The sequence below is a fragment of the Clostridium sp. LXY-7 genome (assembly GCF_056172015.1).
In genome coordinates, this window is the sequence record NZ_JBLLJL010000001.1 from 424238 (window position 1) to 446641 (window position 22404).

Here is a 22404-nt window from a genome sequence, read left to right on the forward strand (position 1 = left end):
AAAATTTTCATAAAGACGCTGTAGAAAAATAAAAATAGTATCTTATTGATTGTATATAAGTACAAACAGAATTATCAGTTGAGTGAGTGGTAATATTATTGCTAACCCTATTTATATCTCTGTGGTAAACATAGTAGGAAGTACATTTAAATACGTGTCAGATTTAGAATACTGATCAGCAAAAGTTGGTTGGAGTTTATTTAAAAAGGATAAAGCACTAGAGGAAAGTAAAATAACATTTCTTGAAAATAAAGAAAAAAAATATGGTGATGGCATTCTTCTATATCAATATTTGTTAGCATATTGTGAGGAATTTGTGAGAATATTGTGAGAAAATATTTAAAAATGCAATTAAAATCAATTTATATTTATAAAACGCATATCAAAATTTGATGATATTAATATAATATTTAGTGCCGTTAATATATCATTTGATTAGATATTAAGTTAAAATAAAGTATAAATGTAAAATATTAGTAGAGATATAAATTGTAATAATCATATTTATTATTAATTCAATAGATTCCAAGGTTCAAGGTCAATAGAATATAGAGTTTCGATTACAATTTATATATTTTTAAGGAGCAATAATATTAATGAAAAAAATATTTAAAATAATCCTAGTATTAGGAATGATAATAGCTCAATTTTATATATTAGATCCAAGCTTTTTTAAAAATAAATCTGTGGATGGAAGCATACCTGTTGCAAAAGATGGGAAAATAGATCTTTCAAAATGGGATTTTTTTAAAAATGGTGCTGTGAAATTAAATGGAGAATGGGAATTTTATGATAATAAGATACTAACACCAAAAGATTTTCAGAACTTGAGTAATAAAAGAGATGACTTTACAGGGTATGTTAAAATAACTTCAACTAGAAAAGGAAAATTTAATGGTAAAAGCATAGCGCCTAAAGGTACTGGAACCTATAGGTTGATTATAAAGATAAAGCCTTTAGATGAAGTATTCGGAATAAAAATAGGTAATGTAAGAATGAGCAACAGATTATACATTGATGGAAAAGATAAGGGTCATAGTGGAAATCCAGCAGAAAAAGAAAAAGGTTATGTTTCTAGAAATACTCCTTATAGTGCTTATTTTAAAAATTCTAGAGATGAAATTGAAATAATTCTACAGACAGCAAATTTTGATTATCCTTTTGGAGGAGTACATTATAAAATAGATTTTGGTCTTCAAAAAGATATTAATTTTATGACTATGGCAACTACAGCAGCTGAGTTAACAGGATCTATAGTAGTGGTTTTATTTGGAACTTACCACTTGAATGTATATTTTATAAGAAAGAAAGATAAAAGCTTTCTTTATACAGGAATATATTTTCTAATATTTTCAGTAATTTTTATTACAACTGGAGAGAGAATAATATTACTGGTATTTCCTAATATTCCTTCAGTATTAATATATAAAATTCAACAAGTTTTCAATACTTTAATGATAATTCCATTATCAGGAATAATAAATAATTTAGATAGTAAAATATTTTCTAAGAAAGTAATTAAAGCCTTCAGCATAGCAAGTATTCCATATATTATAATATCTGTATTGACCTCCCCTTCAGTACATTTCTATTTAAATATAATTATATTTAGTTTAAATTTATTATTTGTAATATTAATAATATTAAGACTCATGATTATGTATTTAAAAAACACATATGGATTTTTAGAGAAAAAAGGTACCTTATTATTATTAAAATCTATGATATGTTTATCAATTTGCTTAGGAAATAATTATTTATATACATTTAGTTTATTACATTCAAATACACTAGGATCAATAGCATTTTTTGGATTTATAATATTCACTGCTAATACTCTAGCCTATAGATTTGCTCTAGCTTATGAAAATATTGAGAAAATGTCACAGGAGCTTATAAAGATGGACAAAGTTAAAGATGAGTTTATTACTAAGACATCATATGAATTAAAAGCTCCACTATACGGAATTATTAATATAATTGAAACAATAGTGGTGGAAAATAGTTATTACTTAAAAGAAAAAGCTACTAAAGACATAATAATAATAAAAGATATAGCAGTGAGATTATCCAATATCATAAATGATGTTCTAGATGTAACTTTACTGAAAAATGAGCAGTTAAAAATTCATACATCTATAGTAGATATGAAAGTATGTATTAACATAGTAATAGAATCTGCCAAATATATAATGAAAAATAAAAATATAGAGATTATTAATAATATAAACGAGTCAATAATGGCTAGAGCTGATGAAAATAGAGTAATGCAAGTGCTATTTAATCTTATCAATAATTCTGTTGAAAGTATGAATGCAGGTATTATAACTATAGATGGTAATGTAAGTAATAATATGGCATATATATCAATAGAAGATACAGGTAGTGGGATACCGGAAGAAAAACAAAGAGATATTTTTAAGCTTTATGAGAGTTTCAGTACTAAAAATATCAGCCTAGGATTATATATAGCTCGCCAATTAATTGAGTTAATGGGAGGAGAAATATATTTAGAGTGGTCAGAAATAGGTAAAGGAAGTCGCTTTATATTTTCCATACCAACTTCAAAAGAAAAGTTAAGTTCATATAGTGCAGAAAAAATAGAAGAAATGAAATATTTTCAATCATTAGTGTCAGTTGATTATTTTGATATGGAGGTTAGAAAAGCCCATGAAAATACAATTTTAATAGTTGATGATGAGATATCTAATATTCAAGCAGCACTAAACATACTTAATAGAGAAGGATATAATATTTTGATTGCTATGTCTGGAGAGGAAGCTTTAAGGAAGATACAGGAAAATGAAATTGATTTAGTATTATTAGATGTAATGATGCCCCAAATTTCAGGTATAGATATATGCAGAAGAATTAGAGAAAAATATTCAGTAATTGAATTACCAATATTAATATCTACTGTAGGAAATAGCAACAGTAGTTTATTTTTAGGCTTAGAAGCTGGTGCAAATGATTTTATAACTAAACCTTTTGAAGGAAAAGAAGTAAGTTCTAGAGTGAGAACATTAATAAAGTTAAAGAAGTCCATGGAGGATGCTATAAAGAATGAGTTAGCCTTTTTACAAGCACAAATAAAACCCCATTTTTTGTATAATACAATAAGCACTATAATTTATTTTTGCTATACTGACGGAAAAAAGGCAGCAGAGCTGTTAACAGACTTTAGTAAATACTTAAGATTAACCTTTGATATAGATAATAATTTAATGATTATACCATTGAGTAGAGAATTAGAAGTGATAGATGCCTATGTACAGATACAAAAGGCCCGCTTTGGAGAGAAAATTAAAATTGAATATGATATTGATGAAGATGTTATGGATGATGAAATTCCATCTTTATTCATTCAACCTTTAGTGGAAAATGCAATAAAACATGGTATACGCAAGAAAAAGGAAGGTGGAACTGTATATGTATCTGTTAAAAATCAGGAAGATGCGATTTATATAGTAGTAAGAGATACAGGTGTAGGAATGTCGGCTGAGAAGGTTAACAACTTAAAAAATATAGAACATAAAGATAAGGGAGTAGGCTTCTTAAATATAAGTAGAAGAATTAGAAGATTGAATAAAGCAGGATTAGATATTGTGAGTATTGAAGGTGAAGGAACCACTGTGACTATAGTTCTTAAAGATTTATGATTACTTTAATATGATTTTAGGGGATGAATTTAATGAGAGCTCTTCTTATAGAGGATGAACAACCAACTTTAGAATTGATGAAAATGGTTATAAAGAAAAATAAAAACTTAGAGATAGTAGGGAAATTCACTAATCCTGAGGAGGCATTAGAAAATATAGTAAGCATTTCTCCAGATGTTATTTTCATGGATATAGAGATGCCTTATATGAATGGGGTAGATTTAGCAAGGGAAGTATTGAAGCTTGATGAAAATATACAAATAGTTTTTGTAACTGCTTACGAAAAATATGCTGTGGGAGCCTTTCAAGTTAATGCAGTGAACTATATATTGAAACCTATTATGGAAACAGATTTAAATATAACTGTAAATAGATTATTAAAAAATTATAGTTTAAGAAAAAATACTTCATTATTAAGTAAGCAAAATCAAATATTTTCTTTAGGAAATTTTAAGGTTTATGGATATGCAGGTAGTGAGGTTAGGTGGCCTACTGCAAAGGTTAAAGAGTTATTTGCATATTTTATTTATAGAAATGGAGAAGAAATAGATAAATGGAAGCTTTGTGATATATTGTGGCCAGATTCGCCTCCTAAAAAAGCAGAACATAGTTTGCATAGTGCAATTTATAGATTAAAATCAGCTTTAAAAAATGCAGGTATAGAGGATATAGTGAGATACGAAAATGGAAAATATAGAGTAGAATTAGAAAAATTTTATTGTGATGCTTGGGAATTTGAAAGTTTTATTAAGGAAAATCCATCGGTGGGAAAAGAAAATGTAATTAATTATAAGAGGATTATTGATATATATAAAGGTAGGATGTTTGAGGATGCACATTATTTTTGGGCTATGGAATTAAATGAAAAGTTTGAAGGTTATTATTTAAAGAGTATGAAAAATTTAACTAAATTTTATATGAAAAATAAACTTTATAGCAATGGAGAAGAATATTTAAGAAAAGTAATTAAAAGGGATCCTTTTGATGAAGAAGCTCATGAATTGCTTATGCAAATATATTTTTATCTAAGAGATAAAGTTAAGTTAGTAAGTCATTATAATAGCCTAAGTGCATTATTTAAAGAAGAACTTAACATAGAACCTAAAGAATCAACTAAGAAGTTATATAAAATTTTATTAATAAAATTATAAACAGAGAATTAAGTTTCTCTGTTTTTTTGTGATAATTTTGTGAGTATTAAATATTATTATGAAAATAAGTGTTTTTTTAACAATGAATACTTATTAAAGCGTTTAAAACACTCAGTAATTAATTTATGATAGGAGGATTATATTGAAATTTTCAGGTAAAAAAAACAGATTCATAATAATTATGCTAACAATTTTCACATTTTTAATCCAGACCTCTTTGCCTGTATATGCTTTTAATGGTGATAATTTAGGCCCCAAGGAAATCAATACTATTACATCCGTAGTTATGAAGGACCCATCAGGTAATGTAATTGACGAGAATTCTGAAGTTCCTATAGAACAGGGTTCAAAAGTGTCCTTGTTTTATACTTGGGAAATTAAACAGGAACAAGAAATCAATAACGGTGATTATACAATAGTTCAAGTTCCTAAAGCATTTAGTATATTTAATTCTGTTGAAGGAGATCTTCTTTTAAACGACGGAGAGAGTGTAGGTAAATTCTATTTAGCTGAGGATGGAGAGCTAAAATTAGTCTATAACGAATATGCTGCTAGCCATTCTGAAGTATTAGGGACAGTAAAATTTAATACAGAATTTAATAGAGAAATTATTAGAGGAGAAAATCCGGTAAAGATAGTTTTTCCTATATCTGAAGAAGAAACGAAGGAATTCACAATAAGATTTAGACCAGATAATGTTGATGGGCCTGTAGAGAAAATGGGGAAGGCAAATAAAGCAGTTAATGCCGATAAGATTACATGGACAATTGATGTAAATAAATCTTTAGATAAAATTGATGGAGCCATAGTGGAAGATATTTTAGGTGAAGGGATGGAGCTAGACAAAGATTCCATAAGTATATATAAATTAAATGTGAATCTTGATGGTAGTACAACCTTAGGAGATTTAGTTACACCAGATAAATATAATATAATTGAAACAGAAGGTGGATTTAAAGTAGAATTAAGAAATATAAATACTGCCTATAGGATAATATACGATGCTAATATTATTGATAGGAGTAATACTATATTTGAAAATACTGCAAATTTCTTAGGGTCAGAATCTACTGCTAAAGTTACTATAACTAAAGGAAATAATATAGAAAAAAATGGGAAGCCTGATAAATTCTTTAATAGTAATAAAATAACATGGACAATTGATATTAATAAGTCCTTGTCTGAAGTAAAGAATGCAATAGTAGAGGATAATTTGCAAGCTGGATTGGCATTGGATAAAGCTTCAATAAAGGTGTATAAAGTTACTTTAGATGATAAAGGAAATATAGCTAATAAGGAGCTTATTGAATCAGGCTATACAGTAGAGTATACTCCAGATGAAAATCCTAATAATTTTAAAATAAATTTAGGAAACATCAATAGTGTGTATCAAATAGAATATGACACAGATATTATAGATAAAAGTAAAATTAGCTTTGAAAATAAGGCAAGTTTCTTAGAAGATGAAGATTCTGCAGTAGTAAATGTGGAAAGAGGAAAAGAAATATCTAAGAAAGGAAAGGCTATTGTAAATTATGATGAAAAATATATTATTTGGACAATTGATATAAATACAGCTGAAAAGAATATAGAGAATGCTCTAGTTGAAGATAGTTTTTCACCAGGATTAAATTTAGTTGAAGATTCATTAAAGGTTTATAAACTAAAACTTGATGATAAGGGTAATGCCACCATAGATGGTGATTCTCTCTCTGATTATAAGGCAGAGGATATCACAAAGGAAGAAGATGGAACTACGAAGTTTAAAGTAAACTTAGGTAATATTAACAGTGCCTATAGAATAGAGTATAGAACTGATATTATCGATAGTAACCAACAGAATTTTACCAATAAAGTAACTGTTGGAGGAGTTGGCACAGGTACAAGTACTGTAAATAATCCAGCTCCAGTTAATGGTTTCAATAAAGAAAAGGGTAGCATAGATTATTCAGATAATACTATGAGCTGGAAAATTACAGTAAATCCGATAAAAGAGTCGATAAAAGATCTTGTTATAGAGGATACCTTTACAAATGGTGGACTAACTATGCTAGAAGAAACCCTAGTGATTAAGAAAGGTAATACTGAATTAATTAGAGATAATGATTATACTTTAGATTATATAGAAGAAAATGATTGGTCTAAAGGATTCAAAGTAATATTTAGAAATCCTGTTCAGGGTGCAATATATACAATTACCTATAAAACCAAGTTTGTCTCTGAAATGGATTCAAACAATGCAACACAGTCAGAATATGTTAATAAAGCGACTTTTAGTTGGGAGGGAGCAGTAACTCCTATAGAAAAAACTGCAATCCAAAAGATATCAGGTATTGCAAGTAACAATGGCAACAAATCAGGAAAACTAGACAGAGATAAAAAAGAGATTACTTGGAATATTAATCTTAACTATTTATCTAAAAAAATGAATGATATTATAGTGGAAGATAGTATAGAAAGTAACCAAAAGCTTGATTTGAATTCTATAGAAATTTATGAATATACCGTTGATAAAGATGGAACAATGAAGCTTGGAAGTAAATTAGATGGTGATAGGTACATCATAGAGGAGTTAAAAGAACAAAAGTTTAAAGTTAAAATTAAGGGTCCCGTTAGCACTCCCTATAGAGTTATATTTAAAACTAAAATTGTAGGAGTATCGCAAAAAGAGTATATAAATAATGCAACTATAAATAATGATGTAACTTATAGTGGGAAAGTAAGCTATTCAGATTCAGAAAAATTTGTAGAAAAGGATGGAGAACAACGAGGAAACAACATTGGATGGAAAATTGAGGTGAACAAGAGCTCCTCAGAAATTGAAAATGCTGTTTTAATAGACACATTAAGTATAGGACAAGAGCTTTTATTAGATAGTTTTAGAGTTTATAAAAAATCAGATAATAGTCCTTTTACAAACTATAAGATACATGTTGAAGAGCCTGATTTAGTATCTGGAACTCAAATTTTTAAGTTTGAATTTTTAGAGAAAATTGATTCAATGTATATAATCGAATATAAATCCTTAATTACCACAGAAATAGATAAGACAAAAATTACAAATGAAGTGTATTTTGAAGGAGACGGAATATCCACAGAAAATCAGCCTTTTGAAAAAGAAATAATCGTAAGAGTTACCAATGGATCAGGAACTGGAAGTGGTAAGCTTGGTAGTTTAAAAATAATTAAGGTTGATGGTAATGATAAGGAAACTAAGCTAGAGGGAGTAGAATTTAAATTATATGATGCTAAAAATAAGCTTATAGGAAAGTCAAAAACTAATAAAGAAGGTGTTCTGCAAGTACCAAATCTCAAATTTGGGAAATATATCTTAGAAGAAACAGAAACAGTTTCAGGATATCAAATTATTCCTGAAAATAAGAATATTGAAGTATCTGTAGATTCAGAGGAAAGTAAAGAAATAATTGTAGAAAACTATAAGTTAGGTTCTATAATAATACAAAAGACAGACAGTAAAGATAAAACAAAATTATTATCTGGAGCAGAATTTAAAGTTATGAATTCCCAAGGAGATTCAGTAGCAAGGGCCATAACAGATGCTAATGGTATAGCTAAAATAGACAACTTAACATTTGGTGCATATAAAATAGTAGAAGTAAAAGCACCTATAGGATATGAATTAGATAGTACTGAGCATTCAGTGATTGTAAGTAAAGATAATACCATAATTAATATGGATATAAAAAATGATGAAAAAATAGTATCACCTGGTGAGGTATATGGTTCAATAATAATTCAAAAATTGGATAGTAAGGATGAGACAAAATTATTATCTGGTGCAATATTTGAAATTAAAAATTCAAAAGGAGAGTCACTAGGAACGATCGTAACAGGCGCTGATGGTATAGCTAAAGTAGAAAATTTAGCACTAGGTGAATATAAAATAATAGAAATAAAAGCACCTACAGGATATCAGCTAGATAGTACTGAACATTCAGTAATTATAAGTAAGGAAAGTACTATAGTTAAGTTAGATATAAAAAACAATGCAAAATCAGTTGAACCAGAAAATCCGGGGAATCCAGGAAATCCAGGAAATCCAAAAAATCCAAATGAACCCAAAAATCCTGAAAAAGAATATGGATCAATAAGTATAAGGAAGGTAGATAGCAAAGACCAAACAAAGTTATTAACTGGAGCTTTATTTGAGGTTAGAAATTCAAAAGGAAAAATAGTAGCGACAATAGTAACAGGTAATAATGGAATAGCTAAAGTAGAAAATTTAGCATTTGGGCAATACAAAATAGTAGAAATAAAAGCACCTACAGGATATAAGCTAGATAGTACGGAGCATTTAGTAACTATAAGTAAGGATAATAGTATAGTTCAATTAATGATAAAGAATCATGGAGAAGTAATAGTACCAGGAGAACCATATGGAACAATAAGCATCAAGAAGATAGACAGTAAAGATGAAACAAAACTATTGCCTGAAGCTATATTTGAGATTAGAGATTTAACAGGAAACTTAGTAACAACGGTAACAACCGATATAAATGGTATGGTAAAAGTGGAGAGTCTAAAGCTTGGAGAATATAAAATAGCAGAAGTAAAAGCACCTAAAGGATATCAATTAAATTCAAATGAGATAAAGGTATCTATAGATGAAAAAGATCCGTATATTGAAATAACTATAGAAAATGAAAAAGATAGTTTAGTAGATCCAAACAATCCAAACAATCCAAGTAATCCGAATAATCCAGATGGACAAAGTGGTTCTAACAATAATAGTGGTGGAAAAACTCAATCTGGTTCAGGTCCAAGGCTACCTCAAACTGGAGGAAATATAAATAATATAATTTATATGTTTTTAGGGGTTATATTTATTGTTGCAGGGTTTGGAGTTTTGTTTAAAAAGAAAAGATTAGATAAGAGAAGTTAAATAAAGAAAATTTTAATAATTAGAAAATGTAAAATGAGTTATAAGTAACGTAGTAGTACTTATAGCTCATTTTTTAGTGAAGCTCTATAATATACTGCTAAATCAATTCATTTGATTTTTATAATACTTATTTAAATAATCCAAATATATTATAAAAAATCTAAATATAGTGTAAGACATAAAAGTATAACCCTGTTAATATAAATGATAATGGTTATCAAATTAAAATGATTACCAATTATCTTACTAAATAATAAAACATAGGTGGAGGATTACTAATGAAAAAAAGATATCTACTAGTGATATTAATTATATTATCTGTGATATCTCTGTTTATAGGAGTAACTAATATAAATATAAGCGATATACTTAATTTTGATAATCAAAAAATAGAAGTTTTACTTATAAGTAGAGTACCAAGATTAATAAGTATCATTGTAGCGGGAATAGGACTGAGTATAAGTGGACTTATTATGCAGCAGATAAGCAGAAATAAATTTGTATCTCCTACTACAGCAGCAACAGTAGATTTTGCAAAACTTGGGATTTTAGTTGCTATGCTCATTTTTACATCTGCAACTATAATGGAGAAGATGATTATATCTTTCATTTTTTCTATGTTGGGTACAATGGTGTTTATGAAGATGACCAAAAAAATAAAATTTAAAAATATAGTTTTTATACCATTAATCGGAATGATGCTAGGAAAGGTGATAAATTCTATAACTACATTTTTTGCCTATAAATATGATTTAATACAAAGTATTTCTTCATGGATGGAGGGGGATTTATCCATAGTTATGAAGGGAAGCTATGAGCTATTATATTTAAGTATACCAGTTGTGGTAATAGCTTTTTTATATGCTAACAAATTTACCATAGCAGGTATGGGAGAAGATTTTTCTATTAGTTTAGGACTAAATTATAATTCCGTAGTAAATATAGGACTGGGTATTGTAGCTTTAATATCCTCAGTAACAATTATAACCGTAGGTAATATTCCTTTTTTAGGATTAATAGTTCCTAATATAGTAACAATGTACATGGGAGACAACTTAAAGAATGCTTTATATCATACAGCATTAATAGGTCCGATTTTTTTGCTAGTATGTGATATTTTAGGACGAGTTATTATATTCCCTTTTGAAATATCAATAGGACTAATGGTTGGAGTAATCGGAAGCATAATCTTCCTTTACATGATTGTAAGGAGGCTTGCTTATGAAGAATAAAAAAATTCTAATGTTGTTATCTATAATATCAATATTTCTAGTAGGTATTTTTCTTATGGGAGGTCTTAATAAAGGGAATTTTGAATATGCAATTTATAGGCGTGTACCTAAGATATATGCAATGCTTTTAACTGGTGGAGCAATAGGATTTTCATCCCTTATATTTCAGACCATAACTAATAATAGAATATTGACCCCAAGTATACTTGGATTAGATTCTCTATACATATTGTTGCAAACAACCCTAATATTTTTACTTGGATCAAATAGTGGAATTATTAGTGGGAAAAATGTTAATTTTATTATCTCTATAATCATAATGATTTTATTTTCAACCCTTATTTACAGATTTTTGTTTAAAAAAGGAAGTAAAAATATATTTTCTTTATTATTAATTGGAATAGTGTGTGGAACTTTATTTGAAAGTTTAACTACCTTTATGCAGGTACTTATAGATCCTATTGAGTTTCAAGTGGTACAAGATAAAATGATGGCAAGCTTTAATAATGTAAATACAGATATATTGATAATGTCGAGTATAGTTATTATTTTTGCTGTCGCATACAGCTATGAATTTTTAAAAGAATTAGATGTAATGTCACTAGGAAGAGAAGAAGCAATTAATCTTGGAGTTGATTACGATAAGGTAGTTAAAAAGATGCTAGTGGTTGTGGTTCTTTTAACTTCTGTATCTACAGCATTGGTTGGACCGATAACCTTCTTAGGATTATTAGTGGTAAACATATCAAGGCAGCTCATTAAGACATATAAGCACAGTGAACTTGGAATAACGACCTTTTTAGTAAGTATTATAGCAGTGGTTGGAGGACAATTTATTGTTGAACGTATACTGAATTTTGGAATGACCGTAAGCGTAATTATTAACTTCATAGGTGGAATATACTTTATTTATTTAGTTATGAAGGAGAGAGCGAAATGATTGAGGTAAAAAACATAACAAAGATATATGGAAATAAAAAAGTAGTAGAGGATGTTTCCTTAAAGATACATGAAGGAAAGATAACCTCCTTTATAGGACCAAATGGGGCAGGAAAAAGTACACTGTTATCTATAATTAGTAGATTAATTAAAAGAGATAGTGGAGAGGTACTGATTGATGGTAAAGAAATTTTACAGTGGGATAATAAAGAGCTAGCAAAGAAGATCTCTATACTTAAGCAATCTAACAATATAAATATAAAACTAACTATTAGGGAATTAGTGAGTTTTGGAAGATTTCCGTACTCACAGGGGAACTTAGGAAAGGAAGATTTAGAACATATTGATAGAGCCATTGAATATATGAAGCTAAAGGATATTGAAAATAAATATCTAGATGAGCTTAGTGGTGGACAAAGACAAAGAGCATATATAGCAATGGTTATAGCTCAAAATAGTGATTATATTCTTTTAGATGAACCCCTTAATAATTTAGATATGAAGCATTCAGTTGAAATTATGAAAATACTTAGAAATCTAGTAGATGAACTAGGTAAGACTGTTATTATAGTTATACATGATATAAATTTTGCTTCTTGTTATTCAGATTATATTGTGGCGTTAAAAGATGGAAAAGTAGTAAAAGATGGCTTAGCAAAGGAAACAATTCAAAAGCATGAGCTAGAAAACATATATGAAATAAAATTCAATATACAAAATATTGATAACAGAAATATCTGTGTATATTTTTAAAATATGACTCTATTTTAAATAGGTATTGATTATGAATTACAAATGGTTTGCTTCGCAATAATATTGCAATTCATAATCAACATTATATTAAAACAGAGGCTAAAAATAAATTTAAGAGGTGGAAAAATGAGTAAAAAGACTATATTAGTGGCAGTTGGTTTAATAGTAGTAGTTTTAGGTGTATTTAGTATTACAAAGTTTACAGGTAATAAAAATGATGATAGCAAAGAAACTATAGCAGTTTCTCATGAACTAGGAGAGACAAGCGTAATAAAAAATCCTCAGAAGGTAGTTGTATTTGACTATGGAATTCTAGATTCTCTAGATACATTAGGAATAGAAGTTACAGGATTACCTAAGAGTAGCATACCAAGCTTTTTAGATAAGTATAAAGACGAAAAGTATGTGGATTTAGGAACATTACAAGAGCCAGATATGGAAAAAATGTATGAAATAAAACCAGATTTAATTATTATTGGAGCAAGACAAGCAAAATTTTATGATGAATTAAATAAAATTGCACCTACAATACATTTAGGAGTAGATAATACTGATTACATGGGTTCATTTACTAATAATATGAATACTTTAGGTAAGTTGTTTGATAAAGAAAAAGAAATTTCTAAAGAACTTAAAAATATTGAAGCTAATATTAAAAAAGTAAATGATAAAGCAAAAGCTAGTGGAGTAAATGCACTTATTACTTTAGCAAATGACGGAACTTTCAGCGTATATGGAGAAGGTTCTAGATTTGGTATAATTCATAAAGAATTTGGAGTGGAAGCTGTAGATAAAACTATAGAAGCATCTACTCATGGACAAAAGGCTTCCTTTGAGTATGTAGTAGAAAAAAATCCTGATTATATCTTTGTAGTAGATAGAGGAGCTATTGTTGGTGGACAGACATCTGCAAAAGAACTATTTGAAAATGAATTAGTAAAGAAAACTGATGCTTATAAAAATGGAAAAATAGTATATTTAAATCCAGAGGTATGGTATACATCAAATGGTGGATTTAACTCTACACAAAAAATGATAGATGAAGTAGGGAGTGCTCTTGAAAAATAGAAGTTAGTGGATTAAGTCTGTGCTTTAAATAAGTATTGATTTAGACTTTATATTATTCTTATTATAAGATGAAATTAAAAAATGAAATAGAGAAAAAGACCATGAGGTTTGTACAAACTTCATGGTCTTTTTCTGTTTTAGATTACAATTCATTATTAACAATATATTTAAATAGATTATAAAAAACCTTAACACAATCTTTATACGCAACGGATTAATCTTAATCCTAACTTTATATAGGGGGTGATAAGATTAATTTATGAAGAAAAAGTAATGGAGGGAAATTTTTATGATGGATATAATTTTCGTTACTTCGCTTTTAATAGGATTTTTTTCTATTAAGTGGTTTGCAGATTGGTGTGAAAAGCAAGTTGACAGAAAGCATCAATAAGGAGGAAAGATTATGTGGTTTCTCATAATTATAATAAGTTTGATATTTGTTTATTTATGTTATGCACTTTTAAATCCAGAGAAATTTTAAGTAGGAGGAAATACTTATGGATTGGCTACAAATAATAATAAGTTTAATAATATTTATGCTTACAGTAGTACCTCTTGGTAAATATCTATACCATGTAAGTACTGGAGAAAAAGCATTTGGAGATAAATTATTTAATAAAATTGATAACTTCATTTATAAAATATGCGGAATAGATAAAGATGAAGAAATGAATTGGAAGCAGTTTGCTATAACTTTAGTAGTTGTTAATTCAGTAATGGTATTCATAGGATATCTTATACTAAGAACTCAAAGCTTGCACATTTTTAATCCTAGTGGAATAGAAGGAATGGAGGAAAGCTTAAGCTTTAATACTATCATAAGCTTTATAACCAACACAAACCTTCAACACTATTCTGGAGAGTCAGGACTTTCTTATTTTAGTCAGATGACTGTTATTATTTTTATGATGTTTACTTCAGCGGCAACAGGTTTTGCAGCAGCTATTGCCTTTATGAAAGGTATAATAGGGAAAACAAAAACTAGGGGAAGTTTTTATGTTCTATTAGTAAGAGTAATAACAAGAGTACTTTTACCACTTTCACTTGTAGTTGGGATTTTCCTTGTATCTCAAGGGGTTCCACAAACCATTGCAGGCACAAGAACAGTAACAACAATAGAAGGAAAAATGCAGGATATAGCAATGGGACCTGTAGCTGCTCTTGAATCTATAAAGCACTTAGGAACTAATGGTGGTGGATTCTTTGGAGCTAACTCTTCACATCCTTTTGAAAATCCAACACCACTAACTAACTTAATAGAGCTGTTATCAATGATGATAATACCTGGAGCACTAGTATATACCTTTGGATTGATGCTAAAAAATAAGAAGCAAGGATGGTCCATATTTGCGGCCATGTCAATAATATTTATGCTTGGACTAGCTGTATGTTATACAGCAGAAAGTGCAGGAAATCCTGCTTTAGCAGAGATTGGACTTAATCAATCAATGGGAAACATGGAAGGAAAAGAAGTGCGGTTTGGAGTAACGCAATCAGCGTTGTTCACTACAGTAACTACAGCTTTTACCACAGGAACTGTTAATAATATGCATGATTCATTAACACCTATAGGAGGAGTTATACCACTTATAAATATGATGCTTAATGTAGTCTTTGGTGGAGATGGCGTAGGGTTTATGAATATGATTATGTATGCAATACTTGCAGTTTTCCTATGTGGTCTTATGGTTGGAAGAACACCAGAATTCCTATCCAAAAAAATTGAAGGAAGAGAGATTAAACTTATAGCCCTCGCTATAATATTACATCCATTTTTGATTTTGATGTTCTCGGCCTTAGCAGTGGCAGTTCCACAAGGGCTAGCTGGCATATCAAATCCTTCTTTCCATGGATTATCAGAAGTATTATATGAATTTACTTCTTCAGCAGCCAATAATGGTTCTGGTTTTGAAGGACTTGCAGATAATAATATATTTTGGAATACTACAACTGGCATTGTAATGTTCTATGGAAGATATATATCAATGATAATTCTTCTTGCAGTAGCTGGCTCATTAGCTTCTAAAAATGCTGTAAGCTTAAGCGCAGGTACTTTTAGAACAGACAATACTACATTTACAATAACACTAGTATTCGTAGTTTTAATAATAGGTGCACTTACATTCTTACCTGCATTGGCACTTGGACCTATTGCAGAGCACCTTACCTTATGGCATTGATTACAATTATAAAGCATGAAGGAGTAATATAATTATGGGCAATAACGATAAAAAATCTAAATTTATTACAAAGGATATCTTAAAAGATTCCATAATTGAATCCTTTAAGAAATTAAATCCTAGATATATGATGAAAAATCCAGTTATGTTTGTAGTTGAAATAGGATTTTTCATATCATTAATTCTTACTTTTATGCCTGGTCTCTTTGGAGATCAAGGTAATAACTTAAGGTCATATAATTTCATAGTTACTGTGATTTTGTTTATAACAGTAATGTTTGCAAATTTTGCTGAATCTGTAGCAGAAGGTCGTGGTAAGGCTCAAGCTGAATCATTAAAAAAAACCCGTAGGGATACAATAGCGAAGTTATTAGATGAAAATGGAAATATAAAGACAGTTAGTGCAAGTGAACTTAAAAAGGGTGATGTGGTTTTAGTTGAAAATGGGGATATAATTCCAAATGATGGAGAGGTTATTGAGGGAATAGCATCAGTAGATGAATCTGCCATAACTGGAGAATCTGCTCCTGTTATGAAAGAATCTGGTGGAGACTTTGCTTCTGTTACAGGAGGAACAAAAGTTGTTAGTGATTGGCTTAAAGTTAAAATAACAACTACCCCAGGAGAATCTTTCCTTGATAAGATGATTGCACTAGTAGAAGGTGCATCAAGACAAAAGACTCCTAATGAAATAGCCCTTAACACATTACTTGTTTGTCTTACTCTCATATTTATGATTGTAATAGTATCACTATACCCAATTGCTAAATATTCAGGTGTTCAGATTCAAATATCAACACTAATAGCCCTTGCAGTATGTTTAATACCTACTACAATTGGAGGCCTTTTATCTGCAATTGGAATAGCTGGTATGGATAGAGTTACAAGGTTTAATGTCATAGCAATGTCAGGTAAGGCAGTTGAGGCTTGTGGTGATGTTGATACTATGATACTTGATAAAACTGGTACTATAACTTATGGAAATAGGCTTGCAGCAGAATTTATTACTGTAGGAAAAGCAAATAATAGTGAATTAATAAATTACTCAGTTATGTGTTCATTAAGGGATGATACCCCAGAAGGAAAATCCATAGTTGAACTTGGTAATAAATTAGGTACAACCATAGACTCTAAAAAATATGAAGATGTTAGTTTTATAGAATTTACAGCTCAAACAAGAATGAGTGGTGTAGATTTAAAGGATGGAACTACAGTTAGAAAAGGTTCTTATGATGCTATAAAGAAGAGAGTTAGTGAATTAGGTGGAAATATTCCAAAGGATTTAGAGGAGACAGTAAATAGAGTTGCAAAGCTTGGAGGAACACCCCTTGTAGTTTGTGTTAATGATAAGATATATGGGGTTGTATATCTTAAAGATACAGTGAAGTCAGGGCTTGTTGAAAGATTTGCTAGGCTTCGTGAAATTGGTATAAAAACTATTATGTGTACAGGTGATAACCCACTAACCGCAGCAACTATTGCAAAAGAAGCTGGAGTGGATGGATTTATTGCAGAGTGTAAACCAGAGGATAAGATTGAAGTAATAAAGAAAGAACAAGCAGAAGGCAAGATAGTAGCAATGACAGGAGATGGAACTAACGATGCACCAGCATTAGCACAAGCAGATGTTGGACTTGCTATGAATAGTGGTACAACATCAGCAAAAGAAGCAGCAAATATGGTAGATTTAGATTCAGATCCTACAAAAATACTTGAAGTAGTAGAGATTGGAAAGCAACTCCTTATAACTCGTGGAGCATTGACTACTTTCAGTATAGCTAATGATGTGGCAAAATATTTTGCTATAATACCTGCTATATTTACAGTGGCTATACCACAAATGCAGATATTGAACCTTATGAAACTTTCAACACCATATAGTGCAATATTATCAGCATTAATATTTAATGCTATAATAATACCTCTCCTTATACCTCTTGCTATGAAAGGGGTAAAATACAAACCTATGAAATCAGAAGCAATGTTACTAAGGAATATGCTTGTGTTTGGTGTTGGAGGTATAGCTGTTCCTTTTCTAGGAATAAAGATTATAGATATGGTTATTACTCCACTAGTAAAGATACTCAATTTAGGTTAAGGATAGGAGGAAACTTAAATGAAAACATTGAAAAAAGCTTTTCGTGTAAGCATAGTTTTATTGATACTTTGTGGGATTATTTATCCTCTTGTCTTAACAGGAATAAGTCAAGTGGCTTTTAATCATGAAGCAAATGGAAGTATGATTGAAGTGAATGGTAAAGAGGTGGGATCTGAACTTATAGGACAGGAATTTACAGATCCAAAATATTTTAGAGGAAGAATTTCAGGTATAAATTACAATACCTATACAAGTGAAGATATAATACCTGATAAGGATGGTAACACAGCTTATGGTGGAGCTTCATCGGGTTCTAAAAATTTAGGTCCATCAAACGAAGTGCTTTGGGAAAGAGTTGAAAAAGATATAGAAGAGTTTCTAAAAGCGCATCCAGATGTTAAAAGAGAAGATATACCAACGGATCTTTTTACAAGTTCAGGATCAGGTCTTGATCCCAATATAAGCCCAGAGTCTGCAATAGTACAAATACCTGGAGTTTCAAAGGCAAGTGGCATAAGTGAAGAAGAACTTCATAATATAGTTAAGAAGAATACTGAAGGTAAAAGTCTAGGAGTGTTTGGAGAAGAAAGAGTAAATGTGCTTAAGGTTAACTTAGAAATAGCTTCAATTTTAAAAGTTAAATAATTAGCGTAGATAAGATTTATGTAAGGAAACGGAGTCTCACTATTATAAGAATAGTATAGTTTTATAGTGATGAGATTTGCTGTATAATTTATCTAGAGAAGTTCAACGTGGGCTGTAAAAAAGTGCAACTTACAGTTGCAGAGAAATATGCCAGAAGCATAGAGAAGCAACTCACGTTGTTCGTTAGAGAAGTTCAACCAGAGGGGTGCAGAGATGTACACCAAAGGCGTAGCTGTAGCTGTAAGCTACCCTTCACTGCACCTTTGGTGCATTATCAGGAGGTAAGCCATATGACTGACTATGAAAGGCCAGATCCATATTATCTTCTAAATCAAATCGAGAAAGAGGATAATAAATCTACAAAGGGTAAGTTGAAAATATTTTTTGGATATGCAGCAGGTGTAGGGAAGACCTATGAGATGTTAAGAGAAGCTCAAGATTTAAAGGATTTAGGAAAAGATATAGTGGTGGGTTATGTTGAACCTCACGCAAGGCCTGAAACTACAGCATTACTTCATGGATTAGAAATACTAGAGCCAAAAACTATTAAATATAAGGAAGTTAGCTTAAAGGAATTTGATTTAGATAGAGCCTTAGCTAGAAAACCAGAAGTTATACTAGTTGATGAGCTTGCACATACCAATGTAAAGGGTGAAAGGCATAAAAAAAGATGGCAGGATATAGAGGAGCTTCTTAATGCAGGAATAGATGTGTATACCACCTTAAATGTTCAGCATATTGAAAGCTTAAATGATGTGGTAGAGAGTATAACTCATATTGTTGTAAGAGAAACCATTCCTGATAAGCTTTTTGATGATGCAGATAAGGTTGAAATAATAGATATTGAGCCGGATGAATTGCTAAATCGTTTCAGTGAGGGAAAGATATATAGCAAGGAGCAGGTAAAGAAGGCCTTTAATAATTTCTTTACTAAAAGTAATTTATATGCCTTAAGGGAAATCGCCCTTAGAAGAACAGCTGATAGGGTAAATTATGAAGTTGAAAGCGTTAGATTATCTAAAGGTCAAATAACAGTAATGCCAACTTCAGACCAGATATTAGCATGTATAAGTGCCTCTCCATCATCAACTAGAATTATACGTACAGCCGCAAGAATGGCAGAGGCACATCATTGTAAATGGATATGTCTTCATGTTGTGACTAAGAAATCTAAAAGTTTCAGTAAAGAAGAAAAGGAAAACTTAAATATTAATTTTAATCTAATACATCAATTAGGTGGCGAAGTAGTTACTGTATATGAAGAAAACATAATTGAGCAGATAATTGAGTATGCCAAATTTAGAAATATAACCAAAATAATTATAGGCAAAAATCATAGTCAAACTAAGAATTTATTCAGATTTTATGCTAAGGATATAGTAAACAAACTAATGGAATCAAATTCATATATTGATGTATATGTAATACCAAATTCTTCTTATGAAAATAAAAAAGAAAATTTTATAGTAAAGCTTAATCCAGAATTTCACATATCTTTTAAGGAAACCTTAAAAGCTATAGCTATAATGATAATTGTAACTCTTATCACTATATTTATGGATTATGTAGGTTTTTCAGAAGTAAACTTAATTATGGTATATATTTTAGGAGTTATACTTATTTATATTGTAACTACAGGACATATACTTGGAATAATATTTTCCTTAATTGCGGTAATAGGTTTTAATTGTTTTTTTACAGAGCCAAGATATTCACTGGAGTTCTATGATAAGAGTTATTTAGCTACTTTCCCTATTATGTTAATAGTAGCAGGAATAATAGGCATGCTAACTAATAAAATTCAAAAAGATGTTCGGAGTTCTAATTCTAGAGAAAAACAAACTCAGACCTTGTATAGAGTAAGTAAAAAACTATTAAGTGCTACAGGAGCTACAGATGTGGTATCTATAGGAATAAAATACATCTCACGACTTATAAATAGGACAGTAGTATTTTATTTAGTGAATGAAAATTCTTTTTCCACTCCTTTTGTTTATAATTATAGTAAAGGAGAAAAAAATAGTGTTCTTTTAAGTAGAGATGAGGAAGCAGTAGCCTATTGGACACTTTTAAATAGTAAGGAATCAGGAACAGGAACAGATACCTTTTATGGAGCTAAAGGATATTATGTGCCTATAAAAGGACACAAAAACATAATAGGTGTTATTGGAGTATCATGCATTGAAGGTATATTGGAACCAGAGCAAAAATTTATTTTTGAAACTATTTCAAGTCAGATAGCTATAGCTCTAGAGAGAGAAATTTTTTCAAAGGAACAAGAAGATTCAAAAATGGAAATTGAGCGAGAAAGACTAAGAAGTAATTTACTTAGAGCAATTTCTCACGATTTAAGAAGTCCTCTTGCAGGAATTAAAGGTTCAGTTAGCACTATACTTGAAAATGGAGATTTTATTACAAAGGATGTAGAAACCGACCTTCTTCAAGGTATTTTTGAAGATACAGAATGGCTTATAAGATTAGTTGAAAATTTACTTAGTATGACTAGAGTTGATGAAGGTAAGATGCAGATAAAGAAAACCATGGAATTAGTAGAAGAGATAATAACTGAAGCAGTTCAAAGGAGTTCAAAATATTTTAAAGATAATAAAATCAAGATAAATATACCAGAAAATATTATATTTGTTCCAATAGATGGGAATTTGATCGTACAAGTACTTATCAATTTGATTGATAATGCTGTAAAATTTAGTCCCAGAGATGCGCTAATTGAGTTGAAAGTCTATGAAAAAGATAGGGATGTGTTCTTTGAAGTCATTGATAACGGGAAGGGTATAGCAGATGACATATTGCCTTATATATTTGATAGATTTTTTACAGATGGAAGCAAAATATCTGATTCAAGACGTGGGGTAGGTCTAGGTCTTGTTATTTGCAAATCTATAGTAGAAGCACATGGTGGAACAATTAAAGCTATTAATAGAAAAGAGGGCGGCTCTATATTTAGATTTAATATTCCTATGGAAGAAAATAATGATATATTAAAATTGGAGGAGGATAAGGATGGACAATAAACCATATATACTTGTTATTGAGGATGATAGGCATATAAGAAATTTTATTACAGCCTCTTTATCGGCACAGGGATATAAATATATGGAGACAAATAGAGGAAATGAGGGCATTGCCCTTTCTATGTCACATAACCCAGATTTAATAATATTGGATTTGGGACTTCCCGATATAGATGGCATAGAAGTCATAGGTAGAATAAGAGAATGGTCCAATACTCCAATAATAATTGTTTCTGCAAGAGAAAATGAAAGACAAAAGGTAGAAGCACTGGACCAAGGTGCTGATGATTATTTAACGAAACCCTTTGGTATTGGAGAGTTATTAGCTAGAATTAGAGTATCCTTAAGACATAAAATAACTGATCAAAGTCCTAATGAGGTTGGTGGCATTCTCAAGGTTAAGGAATTAGTTCTGGATTCGGCAAAAAGAAAAGTAACAATGGGAGATGAGGATATACATTTAACTCCTATTGAATATAAACTATTGACACTACTTTGCAAGTATCCAGGGAAGGTATTAACTCACAACTTTATCACTCGTGAAATTTGGGGATCTTCTCTTGGAAATGAAACACAAACCTTAAGAGTGTTTATGGCTAGTTTAAGACGGAAAATAGAAAAAGATACTACATCTCCAGAATATATATATACAGAGGTAGGCGTAGGGTATAGATTAGTAGATGAATAAGACATATGAAATAATAAAAGGGATTGCCTCAAAAGCTTTTGAGGCAATCTCTTTTA

Annotated in this window: 13 protein-coding genes; all 13 read left to right on the forward strand. The window is 30.0% G+C overall.

All coding sequences use genetic code 11. From position 1 onward, the window contains the following. The first annotated feature begins 596 nt into the window (after window positions 1-596). Window positions 597-3659: an ATP-binding protein gene (locus ACI48Q_RS02075; RefSeq protein WP_474917383.1), complete on the forward strand. Its 3063-nt coding sequence runs from the start codon at window positions 597-599 to the stop codon at window positions 3657-3659. A gap of 32 nt (window positions 3660-3691) precedes the next feature. Next, window positions 3692-4810 carry a response regulator gene (locus ACI48Q_RS02080; RefSeq protein ID WP_474917384.1) on the forward strand — a complete coding sequence of 373 codons (1119 nt, stop codon included), beginning with the start codon at window positions 3692-3694 and terminating at the stop codon, window positions 4808-4810. A gap of 142 nt (window positions 4811-4952) precedes the next feature. Then, window positions 4953-9713, forward strand: a complete 4761-nt coding sequence (locus ACI48Q_RS02085; protein WP_474917385.1) for a collagen binding domain-containing protein — start codon at window positions 4953-4955, stop codon at window positions 9711-9713. A gap of 278 nt (window positions 9714-9991) precedes the next feature. Continuing rightward, window positions 9992-10945, forward strand: a complete 954-nt coding sequence (locus ACI48Q_RS02090) for an ABC transporter permease (RefSeq protein ID WP_474917386.1) — start codon at window positions 9992-9994, stop codon at window positions 10943-10945. Beyond that, entirely contained in the window at window positions 10935-11885 is a 951-nt protein-coding gene (locus tag ACI48Q_RS02095) for an iron chelate uptake ABC transporter family permease subunit (RefSeq protein ID WP_474917387.1), read from the forward strand. The genes ACI48Q_RS02090 and ACI48Q_RS02095 overlap by 11 nt, the downstream gene beginning before the upstream one ends. Beyond that, window positions 11882-12637 carry an iron ABC transporter ATP-binding protein gene (locus ACI48Q_RS02100; RefSeq protein WP_474917388.1) on the forward strand — a complete coding sequence of 252 codons (756 nt, stop codon included), beginning with the start codon at window positions 11882-11884 and terminating at the stop codon, window positions 12635-12637. Before ACI48Q_RS02095 ends, ACI48Q_RS02100 begins: the two co-directional genes overlap by 4 nt. A gap of 126 nt (window positions 12638-12763) precedes the next feature. Beyond that, window positions 12764-13705: a siderophore ABC transporter substrate-binding protein gene (locus ACI48Q_RS02105; protein ID WP_474917389.1), complete on the forward strand. Its 942-nt coding sequence runs from the start codon at window positions 12764-12766 to the stop codon at window positions 13703-13705. 403 nt (window positions 13706-14108) lie between these two features. After that, window positions 14109-14186: a K(+)-transporting ATPase subunit F gene (gene kdpF, locus ACI48Q_RS02110; protein ID WP_474918321.1), complete on the forward strand. Its 78-nt coding sequence runs from the start codon at window positions 14109-14111 to the stop codon at window positions 14184-14186. 16 nt (window positions 14187-14202) lie between these two features. Further along, window positions 14203-15885, forward strand: a complete 1683-nt coding sequence (gene kdpA, locus ACI48Q_RS02115) for a potassium-transporting ATPase subunit KdpA (RefSeq protein WP_474917390.1) — start codon at window positions 14203-14205, stop codon at window positions 15883-15885. Between the two features lie 34 nt (window positions 15886-15919). Then, on the forward strand, window positions 15920-17983 hold the full coding sequence (gene kdpB / locus ACI48Q_RS02120) for a potassium-transporting ATPase subunit KdpB (protein ID WP_474917391.1): 2064 nt from the start codon (window positions 15920-15922) through the stop codon (window positions 17981-17983). Between the two features lie 18 nt (window positions 17984-18001). Continuing rightward, complete coding sequence (locus tag ACI48Q_RS02125) at window positions 18002-18628, forward strand: K(+)-transporting ATPase subunit C (protein ID WP_474917392.1); 627 nt, start codon at window positions 18002-18004, stop codon at window positions 18626-18628. Between the two features lie 290 nt (window positions 18629-18918). Then, the gene (locus ACI48Q_RS02130; RefSeq protein WP_474918322.1) at window positions 18919-21660 is read left to right on the forward strand and encodes an ATP-binding protein; all 2742 of its coding nucleotides are present in this window, start codon (window positions 18919-18921) and stop codon (window positions 21658-21660) included. Further along, window positions 21650-22348 (forward strand): response regulator, encoded by a 699-nt coding sequence (locus tag ACI48Q_RS02135; protein ID WP_474917393.1) that lies wholly within the window; start codon window positions 21650-21652, stop codon window positions 22346-22348. Before ACI48Q_RS02130 ends, ACI48Q_RS02135 begins: the two co-directional genes overlap by 11 nt. Window positions 22349-22404: the final 56 nt, after the last annotated feature.

Excerpts from the sequence above, each read along its gene's own strand:
- ACI48Q_RS02105 (WP_474917389.1), top strand. The coding sequence starts at position 12,764 with ATGAGTAAAAAGACTATATTAGTGGCAGTTGGTTTAATAGTAGTAGTT.
- ACI48Q_RS02135 (WP_474917393.1), top strand. The coding sequence starts at position 21,650 with ATGGACAATAAACCATATATACTTGTTATTGAGGATGATAGGCATATA.
- ACI48Q_RS02095 (WP_474917387.1), top strand. The coding sequence starts at position 10,935 with ATGAAGAATAAAAAAATTCTAATGTTGTTATCTATAATATCAATATTT.
- ACI48Q_RS02090 (WP_474917386.1), top strand. The coding sequence starts at position 9,992 with ATGAAAAAAAGATATCTACTAGTGATATTAATTATATTATCTGTGATA.
- ACI48Q_RS02080 (WP_474917384.1), top strand. The coding sequence starts at position 3,692 with ATGAGAGCTCTTCTTATAGAGGATGAACAACCAACTTTAGAATTGATG.
- ACI48Q_RS02130 (WP_474918322.1), top strand. The coding sequence starts at position 18,919 with ATGACTGACTATGAAAGGCCAGATCCATATTATCTTCTAAATCAAATC.
- kdpB (WP_474917391.1), top strand. The coding sequence starts at position 15,920 with ATGGGCAATAACGATAAAAAATCTAAATTTATTACAAAGGATATCTTA.
- kdpF (WP_474918321.1), top strand. The coding sequence starts at position 14,109 with ATGTGGTTTCTCATAATTATAATAAGTTTGATATTTGTTTATTTATGT.
- ACI48Q_RS02100 (WP_474917388.1), top strand. The coding sequence starts at position 11,882 with ATGATTGAGGTAAAAAACATAACAAAGATATATGGAAATAAAAAAGTA.
- kdpA (WP_474917390.1), top strand. The coding sequence starts at position 14,203 with ATGGATTGGCTACAAATAATAATAAGTTTAATAATATTTATGCTTACA.
- ACI48Q_RS02125 (WP_474917392.1), top strand. The coding sequence starts at position 18,002 with ATGAAAACATTGAAAAAAGCTTTTCGTGTAAGCATAGTTTTATTGATA.
- ACI48Q_RS02075 (WP_474917383.1), top strand. The coding sequence starts at position 597 with ATGAAAAAAATATTTAAAATAATCCTAGTATTAGGAATGATAATAGCT.